The sequence below is a fragment of the Streptomonospora alba genome, assembly GCF_000826685.1.
Classification (GTDB): domain Bacteria; phylum Actinomycetota; class Actinomycetes; order Streptosporangiales; family Streptosporangiaceae; genus Streptomonospora; species Streptomonospora alba.
This window is the reverse complement of the sequence record NZ_JROO01000004.1, coordinates 55,186-77,237: the sequence shown is the minus strand read 5'-3', so window position 1 is coordinate 77,237 and position 22,052 is coordinate 55,186. Positions and strand designations below refer to the sequence as shown.

17 protein-coding genes are annotated in these 22,052 nt (G+C 73.0%); 4 read left to right on the top strand and 13 right to left on the bottom strand.

Annotated elements, in window-relative coordinates; translation table 11 throughout:
- Positions 1-33 precede the first annotated feature (33 nt).
- Positions 34-894, top strand: a complete 861-nt coding sequence (locus LP52_RS01785; protein WP_040270163.1) for a deoxyribonuclease IV — start codon at positions 34-36, stop codon at positions 892-894.
- A gap of 177 nt (positions 895-1,071) precedes the next feature.
- Here LP52_RS01785 and LP52_RS25540 read toward each other — a convergent pair whose 3' ends face one another.
- Entirely contained in the window at positions 1,072-1,689 is a 618-nt protein-coding gene (locus tag LP52_RS25540; protein WP_052809307.1) for a DUF7144 family membrane protein, read from the bottom strand.
- Between the two features lie 348 nt (positions 1,690-2,037).
- Between LP52_RS25540 and LP52_RS01775 the strand changes: the two genes are divergently transcribed.
- A complete protein-coding gene (locus LP52_RS01775; RefSeq protein ID WP_040270319.1) occupies positions 2,038-2,370 on the top strand; it encodes a hypothetical protein in 333 nt (110 codons plus the stop codon).
- A 63-nt stretch (positions 2,371-2,433) separates the two neighbouring features.
- Positions 2,434-3,051 (top strand): AAA family ATPase, encoded by a 618-nt coding sequence (locus LP52_RS01770; protein ID WP_040270162.1) that lies wholly within the window; start codon positions 2,434-2,436, stop codon positions 3,049-3,051.
- Positions 3,052-3,253: 202 nt separating this feature from the next.
- On the opposite strand, the gene LP52_RS01765 is transcribed toward LP52_RS01770, so the two are convergent.
- Both LP52_RS01765 and LP52_RS01760 read right to left on the bottom strand, forming a co-directional pair.
- On the bottom strand, positions 3,254-3,823 hold the full coding sequence (locus LP52_RS01765) for a hypothetical protein (protein ID WP_040270161.1): 570 nt from the start codon (positions 3,821-3,823) through the stop codon (positions 3,254-3,256).
- Between the two features lie 80 nt (positions 3,824-3,903).
- A complete protein-coding gene (locus LP52_RS01760) occupies positions 3,904-5,088 on the bottom strand; it encodes a VLRF1 family aeRF1-type release factor (RefSeq protein WP_238580686.1) in 1,185 nt (394 codons plus the stop codon).
- Positions 5,089-5,736: 648 nt separating this feature from the next.
- Between LP52_RS01760 and LP52_RS01755 the strand changes: the two genes are divergently transcribed.
- Positions 5,737-8,103 (top strand): Tex family protein, encoded by a 2,367-nt coding sequence (locus LP52_RS01755; RefSeq protein ID WP_040270160.1) that lies wholly within the window; start codon positions 5,737-5,739, stop codon positions 8,101-8,103.
- 83 nt (positions 8,104-8,186) lie between these two features.
- Here LP52_RS01755 and LP52_RS01750 read toward each other — a convergent pair whose 3' ends face one another.
- From LP52_RS01750 to LP52_RS01705, 10 genes are all read right to left on the bottom strand, one after another.
- Entirely contained in the window at positions 8,187-9,242 is a 1,056-nt protein-coding gene (locus LP52_RS01750; protein WP_052809306.1) for a DUF2157 domain-containing protein, read from the bottom strand.
- A gap of 92 nt (positions 9,243-9,334) precedes the next feature.
- The gene (locus LP52_RS01745; RefSeq protein WP_157036159.1) at positions 9,335-10,333 is read right to left on the bottom strand and encodes a fatty acid desaturase family protein; all 999 of its coding nucleotides are present in this window, start codon (positions 10,331-10,333) and stop codon (positions 9,335-9,337) included.
- Between the two features lie 472 nt (positions 10,334-10,805).
- Positions 10,806-11,849 carry a 4-hydroxythreonine-4-phosphate dehydrogenase PdxA gene (pdxA, locus tag LP52_RS01740; RefSeq protein WP_052809305.1) on the bottom strand — a complete coding sequence of 348 codons (1,044 nt, stop codon included), beginning with the start codon at positions 11,847-11,849 and terminating at the stop codon, positions 10,806-10,808.
- 87 nt (positions 11,850-11,936) lie between these two features.
- Positions 11,937-13,331 (bottom strand): four-carbon acid sugar kinase family protein, encoded by a 1,395-nt coding sequence (locus tag LP52_RS01735; protein WP_084722795.1) that lies wholly within the window; start codon positions 13,329-13,331, stop codon positions 11,937-11,939.
- Between the two features lie 11 nt (positions 13,332-13,342).
- Complete coding sequence (locus tag LP52_RS01730) at positions 13,343-14,776, bottom strand: GntP family permease (protein WP_040270159.1); 1,434 nt, start codon at positions 14,774-14,776, stop codon at positions 13,343-13,345.
- 19 nt (positions 14,777-14,795) lie between these two features.
- Positions 14,796-15,581 (bottom strand): DeoR/GlpR family DNA-binding transcription regulator, encoded by a 786-nt coding sequence (locus LP52_RS01725; RefSeq protein WP_040270157.1) that lies wholly within the window; start codon positions 15,579-15,581, stop codon positions 14,796-14,798.
- 800 nt (positions 15,582-16,381) lie between these two features.
- Positions 16,382-17,716: a 4-hydroxy-3-methylbut-2-enyl diphosphate reductase gene (locus tag LP52_RS01720; RefSeq protein WP_040270156.1), complete on the bottom strand. Its 1,335-nt coding sequence runs from the start codon at positions 17,714-17,716 to the stop codon at positions 16,382-16,384.
- Positions 17,717-17,745: 29 nt separating this feature from the next.
- Positions 17,746-18,786: a family 2 encapsulin nanocompartment cargo protein polyprenyl transferase gene (locus tag LP52_RS01715; RefSeq protein ID WP_084722794.1), complete on the bottom strand. Its 1,041-nt coding sequence runs from the start codon at positions 18,784-18,786 to the stop codon at positions 17,746-17,748.
- A gap of 34 nt (positions 18,787-18,820) precedes the next feature.
- Positions 18,821-20,215: a family 2B encapsulin nanocompartment shell protein gene (locus tag LP52_RS01710; protein WP_040270155.1), complete on the bottom strand. Its 1,395-nt coding sequence runs from the start codon at positions 20,213-20,215 to the stop codon at positions 18,821-18,823.
- A 263-nt stretch (positions 20,216-20,478) separates the two neighbouring features.
- Positions 20,479-21,879, bottom strand: coding sequence for a family 2B encapsulin nanocompartment shell protein (locus LP52_RS01705; protein WP_040270154.1), 1,401 nt, complete (start codon positions 21,877-21,879; stop codon positions 20,479-20,481).
- Positions 21,880-22,052 lie beyond the last annotated feature (173 nt).

The window sequence follows — 22,052 nt, the reverse complement described above, 5'->3', positions numbered from 1 at the left end:
ACGACGCCACGACGCCCTAAGCTGAGGACCACCATGTCTGATCTCGCCGCATCGCCCATCGGGGCCCACGTACCGGTCGCCGGGGGCCTGGCCACCCGCGGGCTGGCCTACGCCGCCGACATCTCCGCCGAGACCGTCCAGGTCTTCGTGTCCAATCCGCGGGGCTGGGCGACCACGCCCGGAAATCCCGACGAGGACGCCAAGCTGCGCGAACGCACCGATCTCCCGGTGTACGTGCACGCCAATTACCTGATCAACCTGGGATCGCCCGAGGACGCGCTCGCTGAGCGCTCGACGGCCTCACTGGAGCACGCCTTGCGGCGCGGCGCCGACATCGGTGCCGGCGGCGTGGTGGTGCACACCGGATCGGCGGTGCGCGGCAGCCGCGAGGAGGGCCTGGAGCGGATGCGAGCACGGCTGCTGCCGCTGCTGGAGCGGCTGGGTGAGGACGTGCCGCCGGTCCTGCTGGAGCCCATGGCCGGGCAGGGCCAGGTGCTGTGCGCGACGGTCGACGATCTGGCGGACTACCTCGCGGCGCTGGGCTGGCACCCGCGGGCCGGGGTGTGCCTGGACACCGCGCACGCCTTCGCTGCGGGCCACGACGTGTCCACGCCGGCGGGTATGAGGACGATGCTGGACCGCTTCGGCGAAGTCGTCGGCGCTCAGCGACTGCGCCTGATCCACGCCAACGACTCCAAGGAGCCGTGCGCCAGCAACAAGGACCGCCACGAGAACATCGGAGCCGGCCACATCGGCTCGGCCCCCTTCGGCGCCCTGTTCGACCACCCGGTCAGTGCGGGAGTACCCGTCGTGTGCGAGACCCCCGGGCCGGTCAAGCCGCACGCCGCCGACGTCGCGACCCTGAAGGGGGTGCGCGAGGCCACCGCCGGCTGAAGGCCTGCGCCGCGCTGTGACGGGGCCCGTCGGCGCCGCCACCGCCGCCCGACACGGCGCGGGGCCGCGCGCGGCGCATCGCCCGTCGGAGCGTCGGACGGGCGCTCCCGGCCGCGAACGGCCCCGCGCTGCGGGCGAAAGGCGCACTCCCGCGAAGCCCCCTCCGCTGCCGCCGAGTCAGCTCATCGGCTGCTCGTGCTTTCCGGGACGTGTTCCCGGCGGCCGCTCGGTGGCGCCCTGGCGCGCCTGCTGGGTGCTGGCCCCGCCGTAGGGGCGTTCGTCGCCCGCTCCCGGCTCGGCGTACCGCTCCCCCGCCGCGGCCTCGGGTCCTTCCGCTCCTTCGGCCGTCTGCTCGCGGATCGGCGCCGTGCCCCGGGCGTCGGCGCGCCCGGCCGCGTAGGCGTCGCCGCCCGCGCTCTCACGGTCGGGCCAGCCCGCGGTGACCGCATAGACGATCAGCACGTCGACGGCGACGGCCACCAGCGACCACACCGGGTAGGACTCGATGAACGCCAGTTGGGCGAACGCGTTCACCGCCGCGACCACCACGGCCAGGGCCCGCGCCCACATGTGTCCGGAGAGCAGGGCGAAGCCGCCGAGGACCAGGAGGATCCCCCAGGCGCCCAGGACCAGTCCCCATACCGCGAAGTCGAAGACGAGGATCTCTCCTTCGGCGGCCACGAAGTATTCGGGCATGAACAGCGCGACGGCGCCCTGCACGATGTTCACGGCGCCGACCACGAACAGCATGGTGGCCGCGAAGACGCCCCATCCGTTCGCCCTCGATCGCTTCATGTCGTGCTCCTCCCCCGGGACGGAAAGCGTGTTGACTTCTGTCGTCGCCCGTCCTCTTTGTCAGCACTCGATCTGGCCTTACGATGCACGACACCAAGCGCGGCGATCCACACCCGGCTCACCAGGTGCGGGTAAAACAGCACAAAAACCGATTGCCCCGCCCTCGTTCGTCCCGGCGGGTCACGGGATCGGAGGTATCCGCTGCGCGCCGTCCGTCCCGCGGCGCGCCATGGCGCCCGACCGGATCCGGACGCACAATGGAAGCCGGAGCGCGGGTCTCGACAGGATTGAGACCTCGCGTCGTCGGCCACAATGGACCACGACGGACGTCGGAGGGCGGTGCACGACATGGAGCCGGTAAGCCTTGTGGTGGGGGCGGCCATCGCTCTCGGCGGGGTGATGATCGGCCGCATGATCCCCCGCCGCGGCCAGCAGCCACCGCCGCCCCAGCGGCCCGCCGTCTCCGCCAACGCCGGTGCGCCCCAGCCCATCTGCGGCTGCGGCCACCACCTGGTCTTCCACGAACACGAATCCAAGCGGTGCCAGGCCCAGGTGGTCATCCCCGGCCGCTGGGTCGGCCAGAGCGGCGGGACCTACCGCCCGTGCATGTGCCAGGGCTACCGCGGCCCCGTCCCGGTGGACGAGTACTACGCCCCGGACTTCCTCGGCGGGGACAACTGAACGGCGGGCCTGCGATCGCCCGGTAGCGTCGGGGTATGGCCGGATGTCAGCTGAAGGACCGCCGTGAGCGGTGAGGACGGCGCGGCGCGCGGGACGGTGTGGGTGGTCGCCGGCGCCCCGGGCGCGGGCAAGTCGACCGTGGCCGAGCTGCTGCTGCGACGCCTGGACCCCGTACCCGCCCTGCTGGACAAGGACACGATGTTCAGCGGGTTCGTCGCCGAGGTGCTGTCAGCGCACGGCCGCTCCTACGGCGAGCGCGAGGGCTCCTGGTACGACGAGCACGTCAAAGTGCACGAGTACGGCGGGATGACCGCCGCGGCCGCGCAGATCCGCGCGGCGGGCTGCCCCGTCATGCCGGTGGCCCCCTTCACCGGCCAGGTCCGCGATCCCGACCGGTGGCGCTCCTGGGTCGACGCGCTGGGCGGCGAGCCGGTGCGCTTGGTGTGGGTGGCCAGCGACGGGGCCACTCTGCGCACCCGCCTCGGCGGACGAGGGCGCTCGCGCGACTCCGGCAAGCTCGACGGCTTCGACGACTTCGTGGCACGGGTGCGCCCGGAGGAGCCGCCTCCCGTCGAGCACATCGCGGTCGACAACCGCCTCGACGCGAAACCTCTGCAGCAGCAGGTCGACGCCGTCCTGGCCCGCACCGACCGACCGTGTGGGCGCGCGCCCGGCGGGTAGACGGCCGGTATGGACAGCACCGTGATGAACCTCGTCTTCGCAGGCCTGATCCTCCTGGGACTCTTTGTGATCCTGGGGGGATTCGGGCTGCTGATGCGGCGGCGCAACCAGCGTTACCGGCGCTGACGCGCGCCCGCGCCGCGGCACCCGGCGGACGCGCACCCGGCGTGGCCTGCCCTCGTCCGCGAGCACGGCCCCCGGGTCAGCGCCCCGCCTCGTCCGGAACATCGAGGACGGGTGTGACGCGCTGCAGCAGCCCCCAGGCGAAGTCGGCGACGTAGCGCGCGTCGGGGGCGGTGAAGGCCAGGCGCCAGCGCGAGGGCGCGGTCCCCTCCATCGGCACCGCGCCGGTGAACGCGCGTGCCAGGTCGTCGACGACGCAGGACCAGGGCGCGAGGTCGCCGACGGTGTGCAGGCGCGGCTCCGGCGCGTCCTCGGCGCGCACCAGCCACTCGTGCAGCACCGGCCCCCCGGCGGCGGTCACCACCTCGTAGCGCAGCTCGGGCCACAGCGGCACAGGCCAGCGGTGCCATGTGCAGTCGAGGTCGCCGATCGCGCGCCGACCGCTGCTGCGGGCGGGCCCCAGCACGAGCCGGTAGCGCTCCAGGCCCGCGGGCGCACGCGCCGAACGCAGCATCGCCTGCCAGCGCCGGTTGGCCTCGCGCATCTCGGTGCGCGAGGCGCCCAACTCATGCCGGGCCTCGTCGACCAGCTGGGGCTGGAAGTCGGCCATGCGCCGCAGCAGCACCAGCTGGAACGCGCGCGGTCCCATCGACGGCACCGAGGCGGCTCCTCCCTCAGCGGGCGCGCCTCCGGCGGCGCCGGGCAGCACCCGCCGATGGCGGCGGCTTGCTACCAGCGCAGCAGCGCGGCCACGCCGTCCTCCTCGGCCAGCACGTCGGCGGCCTCGGGCGGCAGCATGGTGACCTGGGCGCCGGAGGTGAACGCGAGTTCGATCATGCGCTCGCCCAGGTCGTTCTCCTCGGCCGCGGCCGACTCCCCGGGCGGCAGTTCACCATGAGGGTAGTACCGCGCGTCGGGCGTGCGCCGCCCGCGCAGCTTGCGCGCTCCGTCCAGGACGAGGTGGGCGACGCGGTTCTCGCGAAACGCACCGAGCGTGTCGCTGATCCCGGTGGTTCCCGGTCCGCCCGAGAGCGCGGCCTCACGTGCCTGCTCGGCCACGGCCCGGCAGCGGCGGCTGCGGGACCTCTCCAGTTCGGGGCGCGCCAGCGCGGCGATCTCGTTGGTCGACAGGGACTCGGCGACCCGGTCCAGCAGGATGACGTCGCGGCGGGCGGGGGAGGCCGACAGTCCTTTGCGGACCACCTCGATGAGCCGCCGGTCGCCGGTGATGGCAAGGGACTCCCAGCCGTGGCCGTCGGCCATCTCGGCGACGCGCGGCCGCAGCGAGGACAGGTAGCGCTGCAGGTTGTCCTCGACGCGGCGGTCGAAGCGGTCCGGCTGGTTGGCCGACCGCGACGGGCTGCCGGCCTGTCCGCCGGCTGCGGGCCCGCGCATGATGCGCCAGTCGCCGGTGTCGAGCTCGAAGGCCAGCCGGGTGACCTCGCGGGCGATTCCGAAGCGGAGGTCGATGACACGCATTCCCTCATGGGACACGGCCAGGACGCCGGCGGGCGCGCCGAAGGTGAGTGCGCCGGCCAGCGGCCGCAGGTAGGGGCGCCGCTCCAGGACCGCGCAGTCGTCCAGCGGCATCTGCACCGTCAGGGTGTGCACCTCGTCGCTGCTGACCGGTGCGAACAGGGCCCGTCCGACCCCTGACTCCGCGGAGTCGAGCACAGTCTCGATCTCGGGCTGCAGCCGGTCGAGGCGGTCCAGGACCGCGTCCCTGCGCCCCTTGTCGCCCTGGTCGGCCACGCCGTTGCGCAGCGCCCCCAACTCGTTGCCCACCGCCAGGCGCCAGGCGGGAGAGGCGGACTTGTCGCGCGGATCGGCGGTGGCGTACACACTCAGCACGCCCATCTCGTCGTTCATGGCGGCCAGATTGCGGACCGACGTCGGATCGATGATCACGTGCATCCCGCCCATCGTCGATGTGCCTTCCGGTCACCGGAAGCCCTTCTCCTCTCTCACAGGAGATCAGGACGGCCTTCAACAGGCGGTTTGCGGTTGGCCACCGGCGGTTCAAGATGCGGCAATCGCTTCCGATCCCACGGCCGGGGCGGGGGCGCCGGGGCGCCGTCGGGGCCCGGCGCGGAAATGCCGCGCGCCGGCGGCCCTCCCCTCACGGCGGCCGCCGGCGCACTCCGCCTCCGGGCGGGTCGGACGACGCCGGACCCGGGGCGGGGTTCGGCGGGGATGCCGGCGAAGCGGTCGGACCGGACGTCCCGGACCGCCGGGGCCGGCTCCCCGCGGATGTTCGTCGCGAAGGGCCCGTGGTCGCCGCGGATCCGGGGAAACGCGGTAGGAGCACGACGGCGCCGACGCCGCTGCGGGCATCGGGGCCTCCTTCGCACCGGCCGGCACTCTGCCGGCTGATCATCGTCAACAATCCATGCGTCCGCATCATTCCGCGGCGGCGTGCTGCCTGGCCCCGGCTTCCGCCCCCGCCCCGGTGCGGCGGGAGGTAGCCGTCCGTGCACAGCCCCCGCCCACCGGTGTGACAACCGCGGTCGAGCCCAGGACAATGCACAGGGTGAACAAGATCGAGAAGGTGGACCAGCCAACGTGACGATCAGCATCGACCAGCGCATCGCCGAGGAGATCGGCGTCAGCCAGCACCAGGTGACCGCGGCCGTCGGGCTACTGGACGGCGGGGCCACCGTCCCCTTCGTCGCCCGCTACCGCAAGGAGGCGACCGGCGGGGTGGACGACGCCCAGCTGCGGGAGCTGGAGGAGCGCCTGCGCTACCTGCGGGAGCTGGAGGAGCGGCGCGCCGTCATCCTGGAGTCCGTCCGCTCCCAGGGCAAGCTCGACGACGAGCTGGAAGCGCGCATCAACGCGGCCGACTCCAAGGCCCGGCTCGAGGACATCTACCTCCCCTACAAGCCCAAGCGCCGCACCAAGGCCCAGATCGCCCGCGAAGCCGGACTGGAGCCGCTGGCCGACCTCCTGCTCGGCGAGGCCGCACCCGATCCGCAGACCGCCGCCGCGGCCTACGCCGACCCCGACGCGGGCGTGGCCGACGCCGCCGCCGCGCTGGAGGGCGCCCGCGCGATCCTGGTGGAGCGCTTCACCGAGGACGCCGACCTCGTCGGGGAGCTGCGCGAGCGCCTGTGGTCGCGCGGCCGCCTGGTCTCGCGTGTCCGCGAGGGACGCGAGGAGGACGGCGCCAAGTTCTCCGACTACTTCGACTACTCCGAGGCGCTGACCGGACTGCCCTCCCACCGGGTGCTGGCGATGTTCCGCGGCGAGAAGGAGGAGGTGCTCTCGCTCACGCTGCAGCCCGAGGACGACGAGCACTCCGCCGACCCCGCGGCGCCGGGCCCCTACGAGCGCGCGATCGCCGCGCGCTTCGGCATCGCCGACCGCGGGCGCCCCGCCGACCGGTGGCTGGTGGAGTCGGTGCGCTGGGCCTGGCGCACGCGAGTGTTCGTGCGGCTGGACATCGATCTGCGTATGCGCCTGTGGCAGCAGGCCGAGGACGCCGCCGTGGGGGTCTTCGCCGCCAATCTGCGCGACCTGCTGCTAGCCGCGCCCGCCGGCACCCGCCCCACCCTCGGGCTCGATCCGGGGCTGCGCACCGGCGTGAAGGTGGCCGTGGTGGACGCGACGGGCAAGGTCGTGGCCACTGACACCGTCTATCCCCATCCGCCGCAGCGGCGCTGGGACGAGGCGCTGGCGAGCCTGGGCAAGCTGGTGCGCGAGCACGGCGTCGAACTCGTCGCCATCGGCAACGGCACCGCCTCCCGCGAGACCGACAAACTCGCGGCCGAGCTGGTGAAGCTGATCGGCTCAGACCGGCTGACCAAGGTCATGGTCTCCGAGGCCGGAGCCTCGGTCTACTCCGCCTCGGCCTATGCCTCGCGGGAACTGCCCGACTTGGACGTGTCGCTGCGCGGCGCGGTGTCCATCGCCCGTCGGCTGCAGGACCCGCTGGCCGAACTGGTCAAGATCGACCCGAAGTCCATCGGCGTGGGGCAGTACCAGCACGACCTGTCCGAGACCAAGCTTTCGCGCATGCTCGACACCGTTGTGGAGGACTGCGTGAACGCGGTGGGGGTCGACGTCAACACCGCCTCGGTGCCGCTGCTGTCGCGGGTGTCGGGTATCAGCTCGGCTGTGGCGCAGAACATCGTCGACCACCGTGACGCCAACGGCGCGTTCGCCGCCCGTTCGGCGCTGAGCGCGGTGCCGCGGCTGGGGCCCAAGGCTTTCGAGCAGAGCGCCGGTTTCCTGCGGATCCGCGGCGGCGACGACCCGCTGGACGCCTCCAGTGTGCACCCGGAGTCCTACCCGGTGGTGCGCCGCATCGTCGCGGCGACCGGCGGCGAGGTCGCCTCGCTGATCGGCGACGGCGCCACACTGCGTGCGCTGCGGCCGGCCGACTTCGTCGACGAGAAGTTCGGCCTGCCCACGGTCACCGACATCATCGCCGAGCTGGAGAAGCCCGGGCACGACCCGCGGCCGGAGTTCACCACGGCCACGTTCAAGGAGGGCGTGGAGACCCTGGCCGACCTGCAGCCGGGCATGATCCTGGAGGGTGCGATCACCAACGTGGCGGCCTTCGGCGCGTTCGTCGACGTGGGGGTCCACCAGGACGGGCTGGTGCACGTGTCGGCCATGTCCAAGAGCTTCGTCAGCGATCCCCGTGACGTCGCCAAGCCGGGTGACGTCGTGCGGGTGAAGGTCATGGACGTCGACACCGACCGCCAGCGGATCTCGCTGAGCATGCGGCTGGAGGACGATCCGCACAGCGCTGAGCGCGGCGCCGCCAAGGGCGCAGACGGCGGAGGCCGCAAGGAAGGTTCGCGCAAGGAGGGCTCCCGCAACAGCAAGGGCGGCAAGCGCGCCGATCGCGACGGCGCACCGGAGGCGGGCGGCGCTATGGCCGACGCCCTGCGGCGGGCCGGGCTGGACCAGGGCGCGAAGTAGGCTCCGGTCCGCGGCCGCGTTCGCACGCCGCGGCCGCCGACGCCTCCGGGCGCCGGCGGCCGCGGGCCGGGTACTCGGGCCGGTCAGAGTCGCGGTCGGGGGCCGGAGGCGTCCGTTCGCGTGGGCCCTGTCGCGGGCGGAGGCTGCGGCCCGGCGGCGGGCGGTTCTTCACCACCGGATCCTCCGCGCCGGTGCACCAGCAGTCCCACCCAGCTGGCCGCCAGCAGGATGCCCCCCGCCAGCAGCAGGACGGTCGCCGCCCCGATCGCCCCGTCGGTGACGTCCCAGACCAACTCCGGCACGCCGACCGTGACACCGATGATGCCCAGCACGAGCAGCACCGCCGTGCGGTCGAGGAAGTAGTAGGCGATGCACAGCGCCGCCACCGCCAGCGTGGCGCAGTAACCCAACGGTTCGTGCGGCGTCCAGGCGTGCAGGAACTGGCCGGCCGCCAGCGCGAGTGCCGCACCCAGTCCCAAGCCCAGGCGGCGCTCGGCCGCGGCGCCCAGGGCCGACAGCACCGCCCACAGCAGCCCCAGTGCCAGCAGCGCGCCGCCGATGACCAAGCTCTCGGTCTCGTACGCGTAGGAAAGATCCCCCAGCGCGGTGGCCACCACGCCGATGCTCATACCCCAGACCGCCACGTGGCCCACGGCCGAGGGCAGCGCGGCGTAGCCGGCGGCGGCCACGACCAGGCCCACCAGCGGTGGAGCGTACAGCGGATCGCCGTCCAGGGCGACGCCCACGGCGAATGCGGCGAGCACCGAAGACAGCGCCAGCAGTACGCCCCCGATCCGGCGCCGGACGTCGGGCACCCGGCTGCGGCGGCCGCGCATCCGCTGGGGTCCGCCGACCATGAACATCGCGCCGCCCGCCGACGCGGCGGCCAGTACGGCCAGCAGAGCGATGCGGGCGTCGTCGCTGAGGTCGTACCAGGAGGAGGCGACCAGCGCGACCGCGCCGGCCAGCACGAGGCCTCCGCCGATGTATCCGACGATCTCCGTCCACCGGACCCGGCCGGGTCCGGAATCGGCTTCCCGCAGCGCCGCCCGCACCTCCTCGGCTTGGCCGGCAGAGATGACGCCGCGTTCGACGAGGCCGCTCAGGGCCGCGTCCCGGGCGGGCTTCGACTCGCTCACCTGTGTTCTCCTCCTGCGACCGGCGGGGTGTGGTTCCGACGCCTCCATTCCATCGTGGCGGCCGCGGGAAGGCTTGAGTAGTACTACTCAGATCACCGTGCGGATTCACCGGCGCCGCGGCCGGCCGGCGCGTCCGGAGGGGCCTGCCGCCCCGGGCGGCGCAGCGGCGCCGAGGCCCGGTGCAGATGGGCGAGCGCCTCGGCGTGGGAGCGCAGGAAGCCGGTCTCGTGGTAGGCGACGCCGATCTCGGCGCAGTAGTCCCGCACGATGGGACGGGCGAGGCGCAGGTGCGGCGCGGGCATGCTCGGGAAGAGGTGGTGCTCGATCTGGTAGTTGAGTCCGCCCAGCGCCGTGTCGGTGATCGGTCCGCCGGTGATGTTGCGCGAGGTCAGCACCTGCTTGCGGAGGAAGTCGAACTTGTCCGCACGCGTGAGCGTGGGCATGCCCTTGTGGTTGGGGGCGAAGACGCAGCCCAGGTAGATCCCGAACAGCGCCTGGTGGATCGCCAGGAACAGCAGGGCCCGACCGGGTGAGAGCACGGTGAACACCGCACCGAGGTAGAGGGTGAAGTGCGCGCCCAGCAGCGCCGCCTCCAGCCAGCGCAGGCGCAGCCGGGGCCGCAGCAGGGACCGGACGCTCTGCGCGTGCAGGTTGATCCCCTCCAGGGTGAGCAGCGGGTAGAAGAGGAACGCCTGCCACCGACCGATGAAACGGGCCGGACCCGTCGCGCCGGCGGCCTGTTCCTGCGACCACACGAGCAGGTCGGGTGCGACGTCGGGGTCGAACTCCTCGTGGTTGGGGTTGGCGTGGTGCCGTGTGTGCTTGTCCTGCCACCAGCCGTATCCCATGCCGATACCGAGGTTGCCGACGATCCGTCCCGCCGCCTCACTGGGAACGCGGGCGAGGAACACCTGCCGATGGGCGAGTTCGTGCGCGGCCAAGGCCACCTGGCCGAAGACGGCGGCGAGGTAGACGGCCACGGCCATCTGCCACCACGAGTCCCCCAGCAGCAGGAACGCCGCCCACCCGGCGACGAAGAGCACGGCGAGCGTGCTCAGCCGTACCGTGTAGTAGCCGGGGCGGCGCTGCATCAGCCCCGCCCGGTGGATGCGCCGCGACAGGACCGCGAAGTCGCTGGGAGACCGCGCGGCTCGGCTGTTCGTCTCCGCGGCCGGGGGCGCGCCGCCCTCGCCGCTCACGTCGGTCGTGGCCATACCGGTACCTCCACACGTGCCGTCCGCTGCCGATCGCTCCCTCCGGCGGGGCTCAGCGTGTGCGGAACCGGCCCTCCCCCTCGCGGGGCCGTCGCGGCATAGGCGGGGCTGGCCGATCGCGGGGGACGCTGAGAACGCTGCCGAAGCGGTTGGTGTTCAACCTAGGCCGGAGGAACCCGTCGTAACGAGAGTGCGGACTCCCCCTGCGGAGGTGGCGCCTGCACCCCCGTCGGCGAGCGCGACGCCGATCGCGCCGGCAGGCGACAGGGCACGGGCGCCTGGGCCGGCGCACGTTCCCGAGCGGGGCGGCCGCCGGTACTCCCCCGTCGGCTCCGGCGGCCGCCCCGGTTCAGGCGCCGTACTCGGCGCGGATGCGGTCGGCGAAGTGGGAGAACTCGCAGCCGTGCAGGAACGCCGAGCGCATGGTGCCCGGATCGGCGACCCCGGTGCCGGCGATGTCGAATGCGGTGCCGTGGTCCACGGAGGTGCGCAGGATCGGCAGGCCCACGGTGACCGAGATGGTGCCGTCGAAGTCGAAGGTCTTGGCGGCGATGTGGCCCTGGTCGTGGTACTGCGAGAGGACACCGTCGTAGCGGTCCTGCAGCAGCTGGTGGAAGACGGAGTCGGCGGGCACCGGTCCGACCACGTCGGCACCCGAGTCCCGTACGCGCTCCACCCCCGGGAGGAGGTGGTCGATCTCCTCGGTGCCGAAGGCTCCGTTCTCCCCGCCGTGGGGGTTGATGGCGGCCACGGCCAGGCGCGGCTCGTCGTGGCCGAACACCCGCAGCGCGGTGAGCGCCTCCCGGATGGCGGCCGCCTGCTGATCGGCGTTGGTCTGGTCCAGCGCCGTGCGCAGCGACACGTGGCGGGTGGCGAAGAAGATCTTCTTGCCGCGTACCACGAACATGGTGTTCTGCCGGGTGACGCCGGTGAGCGCGCCCAGCATCTCGGTGTGGCCCAGGTGCTCGCTGCCGGCCGCCCAGATGGCCTCCTTGTTGATGGGGCCGGTGACGATCCCGTCGACGTGGCGATCCATGGCCGCGCGGGTGGCGACCTCGATGGCGCGCACGGCCGCGGCGCCCGCGCGCTTGTCCACGGCGCCCCAGGGCAGTTCGGTCTCGCCGAGTTCACCGAGGTCGAAGCAGTCGATGACGCCGTCGGCCTCCTCGGGCAGGTCCCAGGAGTCCAGTGCGCGGATCCGCACGTCCAGACCGCAGACGCCGGCGGCGCGGCGCAGCACCGCGGGGTCGGCGACCACGACGCCGCGGGCCGAGGCGGAGGTACCCACCTCGGCGAGCGTGCGGACGGTGATCTCGGGGCCGATCCCCACGGGGTCGCCGACGGTGACGGCGAGGGCGGGGCGGCCGCTCGGGGGGCCGGTGGTCTCGGACATCTCGTTTCCCTCCCAGGATGCGCGCCCGGCCGCTGGGTCCAGCGGCCGGGCGGGGTCGTTCCTCGTGCCGCGGCGCCGCCGCGGGCGTCACACCCGCGGCGGTGCCTGCAGCGGCCCGGCCGACGGGGGATCAGGGGGCTGCGGGGGGCGGGCGTGCGGACCGTGGTGTCCGGGCACCGCGGCCGGGACCGTCCGCAGGCGCGCCCGCACGGCGCGGCGCAGCTTCGCCAGACACTCCGCCAGGGTCGCGTCGTCGCCCACGAGACCGCCCTTGGTGACGACGGGGGCACCGTCGAGCACTCCGCCGCTGAGGCGGCCGTGCACCGCAAGGGGGACGACCTCGCCGTCGACTTCGAAGGCGCGCACGTCCAGGGCGTCGAGGACGGCCGAGGTGACCTCGCCGCCGCTGGTGTAGAGGCCGCTGGGCACACCGGACTCGTCAGCGCTGCGCACCGCGTCGGCGACCAGGTCGGCCAGCAACCCGGGCAGGGCGAGCTTGGCGGCGGCCGGAAGCTCGACGACGTCGCGCGCCGACTGCGCGGTGCGCAGCACGACCGGTTCGGGGAACGCCGCCGCGGCCAGGTGGTCGTCGAGCTCGCGGGCGATCCGCGCCCGGTAGTCGACCTCTCCCCCGGCCAGGCGCGCTGCGTCGACGTCGACGAACCGGACGGGGCCCGCTCTGGCGACCGCGTCGAGTTGGCGGCGGGTCAGTTCGGTGGCGCTGCCGACCACGCCCAGCAGCGGTCCGGCCGCGGCGGCGGGCCCGCTCAGGCCGAGCGCCTCGCCCAGCAGGGCTCCTGCCGGCCCCGGATCGACGGCCAGCCACACGGTGCCGTGGTCGCGGTTCACTCGGGCGGCCGCCTGGGCGATGTCGGCCAGGTGCTGCTCGGTGAGCGCGTCGCAGAGCACGACCGGCTCATCGCCGGCGGCCAACTCGGCGGTGAGAGGGCCCTGGGCGACCCGGCGCAGCGGGATGTGCCGCACCGCCAGGTCGGTCTGCTCGCCCAGGATGTCGGCTACGACGCTTGTGCTCATCGGGTTGAGCGGGTCCAGGGCCAGCTCGCTGCGCTCCAGCGGGACACCGTCGAGCAGCTGGACGCCGTCGACGGTGACCCGCCCGGACGCGGGGAAGGCCGGCGCGAACAGGGCCCGCACCGGGGTCGGTTCGGGCACCCGCGCGCGCACGGCCCGCCATGCCGCCTCCAGCTCCGCGCCGACGTTGCCCCGCAGGGTGGTGTCGGTGCGCTTGATGACAAGCTCCACCGGCCAGACGGCCTCGACGGCGGCGGTGACCTCAGCGGCCGCCTGTTCGGCGGGCAGGTGGCGGCTGTCGAGGTTGATCACGACGGCGTCGTAGTCGCGCGCCGCCCGCGACGCCTGCTCGGACGTGACCGTCGCCACCCGCAGACCGGCGCGCGCGAACCGGGCGCCGGTCGCGTTGGCACCGGTGAGGTCGTCGGCGACGACGAGGATCTGGGCCACGGTGGTTACTCCTATCCCAGGATGAGGGCGGCGATGCCCAGCAGCGGGATACTGGCCAGCCACAGGGTGGTGGTGGCACCGGTCCACATCTTCATCGCCGCGCCGCCGGAGAGGCCGGTGAAGCGGGTGACGACCCAGAAGAAGGAGTCGCTGACGTAGGAGAACACGAAGGAGCCGGCGCAGGCCGCGAGCACGGCGAGGGTGGGGTCCACCCCGCCCGACTGCACCAGCGGCGCGCTGAGCGTGGCCGCGGTGATGATGGCGACGGTGCCCGATCCCTGCGCGATACGCACGAACGTGGCGATGAGGAAGGGCATCAGGAACAGCGGCACCGCCCAGGTCGAGACCTCCTCGGCCAGGGCGTCGCCCACACCGGACTGGCGCAGCACCTCGCCGAAGGCGCCGCCCGCGCCCGTGATGAAGACGATCATGCCGGCGGAGGCGGCCGCGGAGGTGAGCCAGCCGACGACGGTCTTGCGGCCGGTGTTCAGGCGCGGAAGCAGGTAGACGGCGATGACCAGGCCGATCAGCAGTGCGATGGCGGGCTCGCCGATGAAGGAGAACACCTCGGCGAGGCGGGTGCCCTCGGCGGCGGCTCCGGTGACGGTGTTGCCGACGATCAGCAGCAGCGGCAGGAGCAGCGGCAGCGCCGCCAGGGCCGGGTTGACCCGCGGCTTGTCGGTGCCTTCCGCGGCCGCTGAGGCGCCGGACCCCTCCTTTCCGCCGTGGGCGGCGCCGCCGGCGGATCCGCCCGAGGCCGGTGCCGATGCTCCGGATCCGCCCGATCCCCCGGCCGCGGCGAACTCCGGGAGCAGGTCCGGGTCCAGGTGGGGCTCCAGGCGCGGGCCCATGATGCGGGCGTAGGCGATCACGACCGGCACCAGGAGGACGGCCATGATCAGCCCGGCGAGGATGACGGTGCCCAGGTCGGCGCCCAGCAGGCCCACGGCGGCGAGCGGGCCGGGCGTGGGCGGGACCAGGTGGTGGGTGACGGCCAGGCCGCCGGCGAGTGCGATGGAGACGCCCACCAGCGGCTTGCCGTAACGGCGGGCCAGGGAGCGGGCGAGGGGATGGAGGATGACGAACCCGGAGTCGCAGAAGACCGGGACGGAGACGACCGAGCCCGTGGCGGTCATCGCGACGTCCTCGCGCCCCTTGCCGAAGGCGCGGACGAACATCCGGGCCAGCGCATCGGCGCCGCCACTCTCCTCCAGGACCTTTCCGATCATGACGCCGAGCGCGATGACGATGCCGATCCCGGCGAGGGTGTCGCCGAAACCGGAGGTGATGTGGCCGATCAGGTCGGTGACGGGGACACCGGCGACTACCCCGGTGACCAGCGCGCCGACCAGCAGACCGACGAACGCGTCCAGACGCGACCACACGATGATCGCGACGACAGCGGCGACGCCGAGGACCAGCGCCGCGAGCAGCTGCACATCCATTTCCGCCCCTTTCGTGGGGTCAATCGGTTGCCGCAGGCGTGATGGGGGCGCCTGCGGTCGGGACGACGCGAAGCCGGCAAGAGGGGTCCGTGTCGAACACGCGGGCGTCCTCGTCGCCGATGCCGTCGTCGGTGACGAGCACGTGGGGACCGGGCAGGACCGCCCAGTAGTGGTGCTCGTCCGCGTGGAGCTTGCTGGAGTCGGCGACCACGACGACCTCGCGGGCGCTGCGCATCTGCAACTCCTTGATCGCCGCCAGTTCGGGGCTGGGGCAGTTCACGCCGCGCCCGGCGACCACGCCGTCGGCGCCGATGAAAGCGATGTCGGCGGTGAGCCGGTCCAGGACGCCGCGGGCGTAGTCGCCGACGATGGATCCACGCCGCCGCCGGACCCGGCCGCCGATCATGATCAGCTCTACGCCCTCGGCGTCGTGCAGTGCGGTCATCGGTCCCAGCCCGTTGGTGGCGACCGTGGGTCCGTACCGCGCGGCCAGCCGCTCGGCGATGAAGGTCGTGGTACTGCCCGCGTCGAGCAGCACCACGTGGTCGTCCTCGACGAGATCGGCCGCATAGGCCGCGATCCGCCGCTTGGCGGATGCGTTGCGCTGGCTCTTCTGCGTCCAGGAGAGTTCCCCGCCGGCGGGCGCGGGGACCGCGCCGCCGTGCGTGCGCACGATCTTGCCGGCCTGCTCCAGGTCGGCCAGCCCGCGCCGCACCGTCGAGGGGCTGATCCCCAGCACCCGTGCCAGGTCCTCGACCCGCTGGATGCCGTCGACGACGGCGTCCAGCAGCTCCTGATGACGCACTCCGCACCCCTGTCTGCTCATTTCGCGCAGATGAACAGCTCAACAATGACCTAAGTACGCATGTAATGCAACTCATAGAGTGATGCATGACTGAATCGCGCATTCGAGGAGGAGGAGCGCGGAGCCCCGGGGTGGCAGCGAGGCCCCGGACGGCCCGGGGTCGGCGTCGGCCGGTTGCCGCCGGCGCGGGGGCGGCCGCCCGAGGACGGCAGCGCAGGCACCGGATGACTCGGGCCGCCTCCACCGGTTGCGGTGGGCGAACGGCAAGGCCCCCGAGGAGGCGTCGACGGTGGCGGACAGCCAGGGCGGCGTCGGTCGGCGACGCGGGGACGAATCGGCCGATCCGGACTGTGGCGGCCGCTGGGGCGGCGTGCGTGCGCCCGCACACGCGGAATGCCGCTTCGGGCGGCACAGGCGCTCGTCCAGCGGAGCGGTTCACCCGTCTGATCCGGTTTCGCGGGTCAGCGAGGATCCGACTGATTTCAGCGACCGCGATACCGCGCCGGGTCACACCCCCAGGGCCGAAAACGCGGCATTCTGCGAGTGTCGTCGCGCAGCGGGCAGGTGCGCCACCGCACACGCCGGGCGATTCGGGCGAATCACCCCGCTGAACTTCCGCAGTACGGAAGAAGAGCGATGCGTTCGTACCCAGGACGCATCGTCGCGCGCCTCACCTGACGCCGAGAGCACCTACCGACGCCCACCCCCATCCGCACCTTCGCCGCCCTGCCGGACACCCGGCCCGGCGCCAACACGCCCGTCGACCGCGCCCCGCCCCCTTCCGCCGCCCTACCGGCCCGTTACGACGTCCGCACCGCCGGCGGCAGGGAGAAGTGGACGGTCTCGCGGGTGATCTCGTGTTCGTGGACGGTGACCGGGCCGAGACCCCCCAGAACCCTGATCACGGCTTCGACGAGGCCCGGAGGCGCCGATGCGCCGGCGGTCAGGCCGATCGTCCGTACTCCGGCCAGCCACTCCGGGCGGAGGTCGCGGGTGTCGTCGATGAGGTGGGCGGCGGTGCCGCGGCGAACGGCGAGCTCGACCAGCCGCTGGGAGTTGGAGGAGTTGTCCGAACCCACCACCAGCACCAGGTCGGCCTCTTCGGCGATCGCGCTGAGCGCGTCCTGGCGGTTGGTGGTGGCATAGCAGATGTCGTCGGACGCGGGGCCGCGCAGCGCTGGAAAGCGCGCGCGCAGCGCGTCGACGACCTCGGCGGTCTCGTCGACGGCCAGGGTGGTCTGGGTGAGGTAGGAGACCCGCTCGGGATTCTCGACCTCCAGGGCGGCGGCCTCCTCGGGCGTCGAGATCAGGACCGTCCTCTCGGGCGCCTCGCCGAGGGTCCCCTCGACTTCCTCATGACCGTCGTGGCCGATGAGCACGACGGTGTCGCCGCGGGCGGCGAACCGCCGCGCCTCGGTGTGCACCTTGGTGACCAGCGGACAGGTGGCGTCGATGACGCGCAGCCCGCGCTCGTCCGCCTGCCGGTGCACCTGCGGGGACACGCCGTGCGCGGAGAAGACCACGGTGGCGCCCTCGGGCACCGCCTCCAACTCGTCGACGAAGACGGCGCCGCGCGCTTCGAGGTCGGCGACGACATGGGTGTTGTGCACGATCTGCTTGCGCACGTAGATCGGACTTCCCCGCTGCTCCAAGGCCTGCTCGACGACCTCGACGGCGCGTTCGACTCCGGCGCAGAAGGACCGGGGCGAGGCGAGCAGGACGGTGCGCGCCGTTCCGGCTACGGCCAGGCAGGCGTCGACGGCTTCACGGGCGGCCCGCTCGGCGGCGGGGTCCGCGGGGTCCTCCGCCCCGGCGCCCAGGCCGGTCGGCGGGTCCGAACCGGGGACCACTGCGGTGTGCCCGGTGGCGGACAGCGCGCCGGTTCCCCCGTCCGAGTGCGCCGGTCCGCTTGGGGTACCCGCCTGGGCGGTGCGCCCTGCCGCATCCCCGGTGACGAGCAGGGATCCGCGCACCTGGCGCGCGCCGCGGCGGCGGAGTTCGCCGGCGACGAGGTCGGCCGCCGGGCAGGGTATCTCGGAGCCGTACCAGGGGACGAGGTGTTCGGCGATCACCACGGAACCCGGTGACGGGCCCGTGTCGCCGGCCCCGGTGGTCGGTGCTGCGGTCTGGGACATGTGCTGTGCCTCCTCGGCTGGGCCGTGGGTCAGTGGTCGCGTCGGGTGGCAAGGCGGGCCAGCGCCGCCAGTTCGGCCGCCGGTACCGCCGCGCAGGATGCGCAGCGCAGATGCTCCAGCGCCCGTTGCAGCAGCGCGGCGGTCTCCTGCTCGCCCCAGGAGCGCCCGCCCGCCAGCTCCACCAGCTCGGCGGCGCGGATCAGCTCGGCTCCCTCCAGCGGCCGGTCCCGGGCGAGCAGCGCCACCAGCTCGCCCGACTCGGCGGTGTCGGCAGACAGCGCAGCCACGACCGGCAGCGACTTCTTCCGGTTGCGCAGGTCCGAGTGGACGGGTTTGCCTGTCACCGCGGGATCGCCCCAGATTCCCAGCAGATCGTCGGCGAGCTGGAAGGCGAGCCCGAGCAGTTCGCCGAACCGCCGCATGTCCTCGACCTGCCGCGGCCCGGCTCCGCCGAAAACGGCCCCGAGCGCGCAGGCGCCACCGAGCAGGGCGCCGGTCTTGGCCTCGGCCATGGCGCGGCATTCGGCGGTGTCGACGTCGGTGCGGCGCTCGAACTCCATGTCGGCGCTCTGACCGTCGATGAGCCGCTGCACCGCGGTGTGGAGCCGGCGTGCCGCGTCGCCGGATGCGGCATGGCCGCTGGCGGCCAGGGTGTCGAAGGACAGGGACAGCAGGGCGTCGCCGGCGAGGATGGCGCCGCCCGCACCGAACACGCTCCATGCGGTGGCGCGGTGCCGGCGGGTGGTGTCGCCGTCCATGACGTCGTCGTGCAGGAGCGAGAAGTTGTGCACCAGTTCGACCGCGACGGCCGCCGGGACCGCGTCGTGGGCGGCACCGCCGGCGGCCCGTGCGGCGAGCAGGGCCAGCGCGGGGCGGAACAGTTTGCCGCTCGCACCGGCCACCGGGTTTCCGTGCTCGTCGCGCCAGCCGAAGTGGTAGTCGGCGATCGCCCGCGGGGCGAGGGGAAGGGTCGCCACTGCCGCGCGCAGCGCGGGGTCGACGACGTCGCGTACGTCGGCGAGCACCTCGGCTGTCGGACGGCCGTGCCCGGTTTCCTCGATTGCCACCATGAGCCGGATCCCTCCTGTGCGTGGCTTGGATGCCTCAGCGTCCGATCTCGACGTTCTCCAGGACGCCGAGGGCGTCGGGGACCAGCACCGCAGCGGAGTAGTAGGTGCTGACCAGGTAGGAGGTGATCGCCTTCTCGCTGACGCCCATGAACCGCACCGACAGCCCCGGCTGGTATTCGTCGGGCAGGCCGATGTGGTGCAGGCCGACGACGCCCTGGTCGTCTTCGCCGGTGCGCATCGCGAGGATGGAGCTGCTGCCGGCGGCGCTGACCGGGATCTTGTCGCAGGGCAGCATCGGTATGCCGCGCCAACCGGTGACGGCGTGGCCCTGGTGGTCGAGGCTGTCGGGGTAGACGCCGCGGCGGCTGCACTCGCGGCCGAAGGCGGCGATGGCGCGGGGGTGTGCCAGCAGGACCCGTGTCTTGCGGCGGCGGGAGATGAGTTCGTCGAGGTCGTCGGGGGTGGGCGGGCCGCTGCGCGTGGGGATGCGCTGGCGCGGATCGGCGTTGTGCAACAACCCGAAATCACGGTTGTTGACCAACTCGTCCTCCTGGCGCTCCCGCAGCGCCTCCACCGTCAACCGGATCTGCTCCTCCAGCTGATTCATCGGCTGGTTGTACAGATCCGCCACCCGCGTATGCACCCGCAGCACCGTCTGCGCCACACTCAGCTCGTACTCGCGCGGCGCCGCCTCGTAATCCACGAACGTCCCCGGCAGATCCGGCTCCCCGGCATGGCCCGAGGCGACGGCGATGTCGGCTTCGCCGTACTTGTTGGCGCGGCGTGGGCTGCGGTTGCGGGTCCCCTCCAGGTGGGCGCGCAGCTCCGGGGAGCGCTCGGCGAACTCCTGGAAGTCCGCGCGGCGCAGGGCGAGCACGGTGCAGCGGGTCCTGGCCTTGACGGTGTCGCTCCAGGTGGCGGAGGCGTCGTCCAGCGCGGCGTCGCCGAAGTGGTCGCCGTCGACCAGCATCCCCACGACGACGTCGTCGCCGTACTCGCCGACGCGGTGCACACCGGCCTTGCCGTGGGCCATGAGGTAGACGTGGTCGAGGGGTGCGCCTGCGGCCGCGATTACGTCGCCCGGCTCGTACTCACGCTGCTCGAAGCGATCGGCGAGCGCCTCCAGCGCGGCCGTGTCGCCGAACCCCCGCAGCGGCCGCAGCTCGGCCAGCTCGGGCGGCACGACGCGGATCCGGGGCCCGGTGGAGAGGAAGCTGACCCGGCCGTCGCCGACGGTGCAGGTCAGCCGGCGGTTCACCCGGTAAGTGCCGCCGTCGGTCTGCACCCAGGGCAGCACGCGCAGCAGCCAGCGGGAGGTGATCCCCTGCATCTGCGGAGGCGTCTTGGTCGTGGTCGCGAGGTTGCGCGCCGCCTCGGTCCCAAGGCTCAGCTTCTCGGGCCGGGCGTTCTCGACGCGTGAGTCCGTCATCGGATGCACCACCTAACTCGGTTCGTGTGGGGCGCCGTCCCCGCTGAATCGGGGTTTTCGGCGGTCGGGGCGGGCCGCGCCGGGTGTCGGGCGGAGGAACCGGGCGGCCGGTCGGCGTTCGGGCCGGGCCGCGGCGGGGCGGCCGGGGCCCGCGCAGCGCGCCGGGGCAGGGACGCGCTGACGGGCCCGGCCGGCGCCCGTACGGCCGGTATCGGGGGCTACGGGGGGGAACCGCACGGGCGGTCTGCGCAGGCGGAGGGGACTCAGTCCTCGCGTCCGATCTCGGCGTTCTCCAGAATCCCGAGGGCGTCGGGGACCAGCACCGCGGCGGAGTAGTAGGTGCTGACCAGGTACGACATGAGGGCCTTGTCGTTGATGCCCATGAACCGCACCGACAGCCCCGGCTGGTACTCGTCGGGCAGGCCGGTCTGGTGCAGGCCGATGACGCCCTGCTTCTCCTGACCGGTGCGCATGGCCATGATCGAGGTGCTGCGGGTGGCGGTGACCGGGATCTTGTTGCAGGGGAAGATGGGCACGCCCCGCCAGGCGGGCACCCGGTGGCCCTCGACGTCGACGCTGTCGGGATATACGCCGCGGCGGCTGCACTCGCGGCCGAAGGCGGCGATGGCGCGGGGGTGGGCGAGCAGGAAGGAGGGGTTCTTCCACACGGTGCCCAGCAGCTCGTCGAGGTCGTCGGGGGTGGGCGGGCCGCTGCGCGTGGGGATGCGCTGGCGCAGATCGGCGTTGTGCAACAACCCGAAATCACGGTTGTTGACCAACTCGTCCTCCTGGCGCTCCCGCAGCGCCTCCACCGTCAACCGGATCTGCTCCTCCAGCTGATTCATCGGCTGGTTGTACAGATCCGCCACCCGCGTATGCACCCGCAGCACCGTCTGCGCCACACTCAGCTCGTACTCGCGCGGCGCCGCCTCGTAATCCACGAACGTCCCCGGCAGATCCGGCTCCCCGGCATGGCCCGAGGCCACCGCGATCGACGCCTCGCCGCTGGGGTCGGCCTCGGGGGTCTCGCGGGCGCTCACCCGGTCCAGGTGTGCTCGCAGCGCCTCGGAGCGATCGGCGACCTCCTGGAACTCCGATCGGCGCAGGGAGAGCACGGTGCAGGGGGTCACCGCCTTGGCGGTGGCGTCCCAGGCGCCGTCGTCCTCGATCAGCGCGGCCGAGCCGAAGTGGTCGCCGTCGATCATGGTTCCCAGGACGGTCTGGTTGCCGTACTCGCCGGTGCCCAGTCGGTTCACTTTTCCGTGGGCGATGAGGCAGACCCGGTCGGCCGCGTCGCCGCGTTCGACGATGACGTCGCCGGGCGCGTACTCCTCTTGGGTGAAGCGCTCGGCCAGTGCCCCGAGCGCCGCCTCGTCGCCGAAGTCGCGCAGCAGCGACAGTTCGCAGAGTTCACGCGGGATCACCCGGACGTCGGCTCCGGTGGTGACGAAGCTGACCCGGCCGTCGCCGACGGTGTAGGTCAGTCGCCGGTTCACCCGGTAGGAGCCGCCTGTCGCCTCGATCCAGGGGAGTAGGCGCAGCAGCCAGCGGGAGGTGATCCCCTGCATCTGCGGAGGCGTCTTGGTCGTCGTCGCCAGTTTTCTCGCGGCCTCGGTTCCCAGGCTCAGCCGCTGCTGCTCGTTCTCCACGCTGGACTCGGTCATGGTGTTTCCACCCAATCCTTTGCTGAGCGTCGATGCCGTACCGGACGTTTTCGACCGGTATGCGCGTTCCCGCGTAATCCGCACGGGCGTCGACCCCGATTCGCCGGTACCGCGAGGGGGTTCGGCGACCGCGGATCGTGCGCCGGGGCGGGTGAATTCGGTTCACTGCCGCG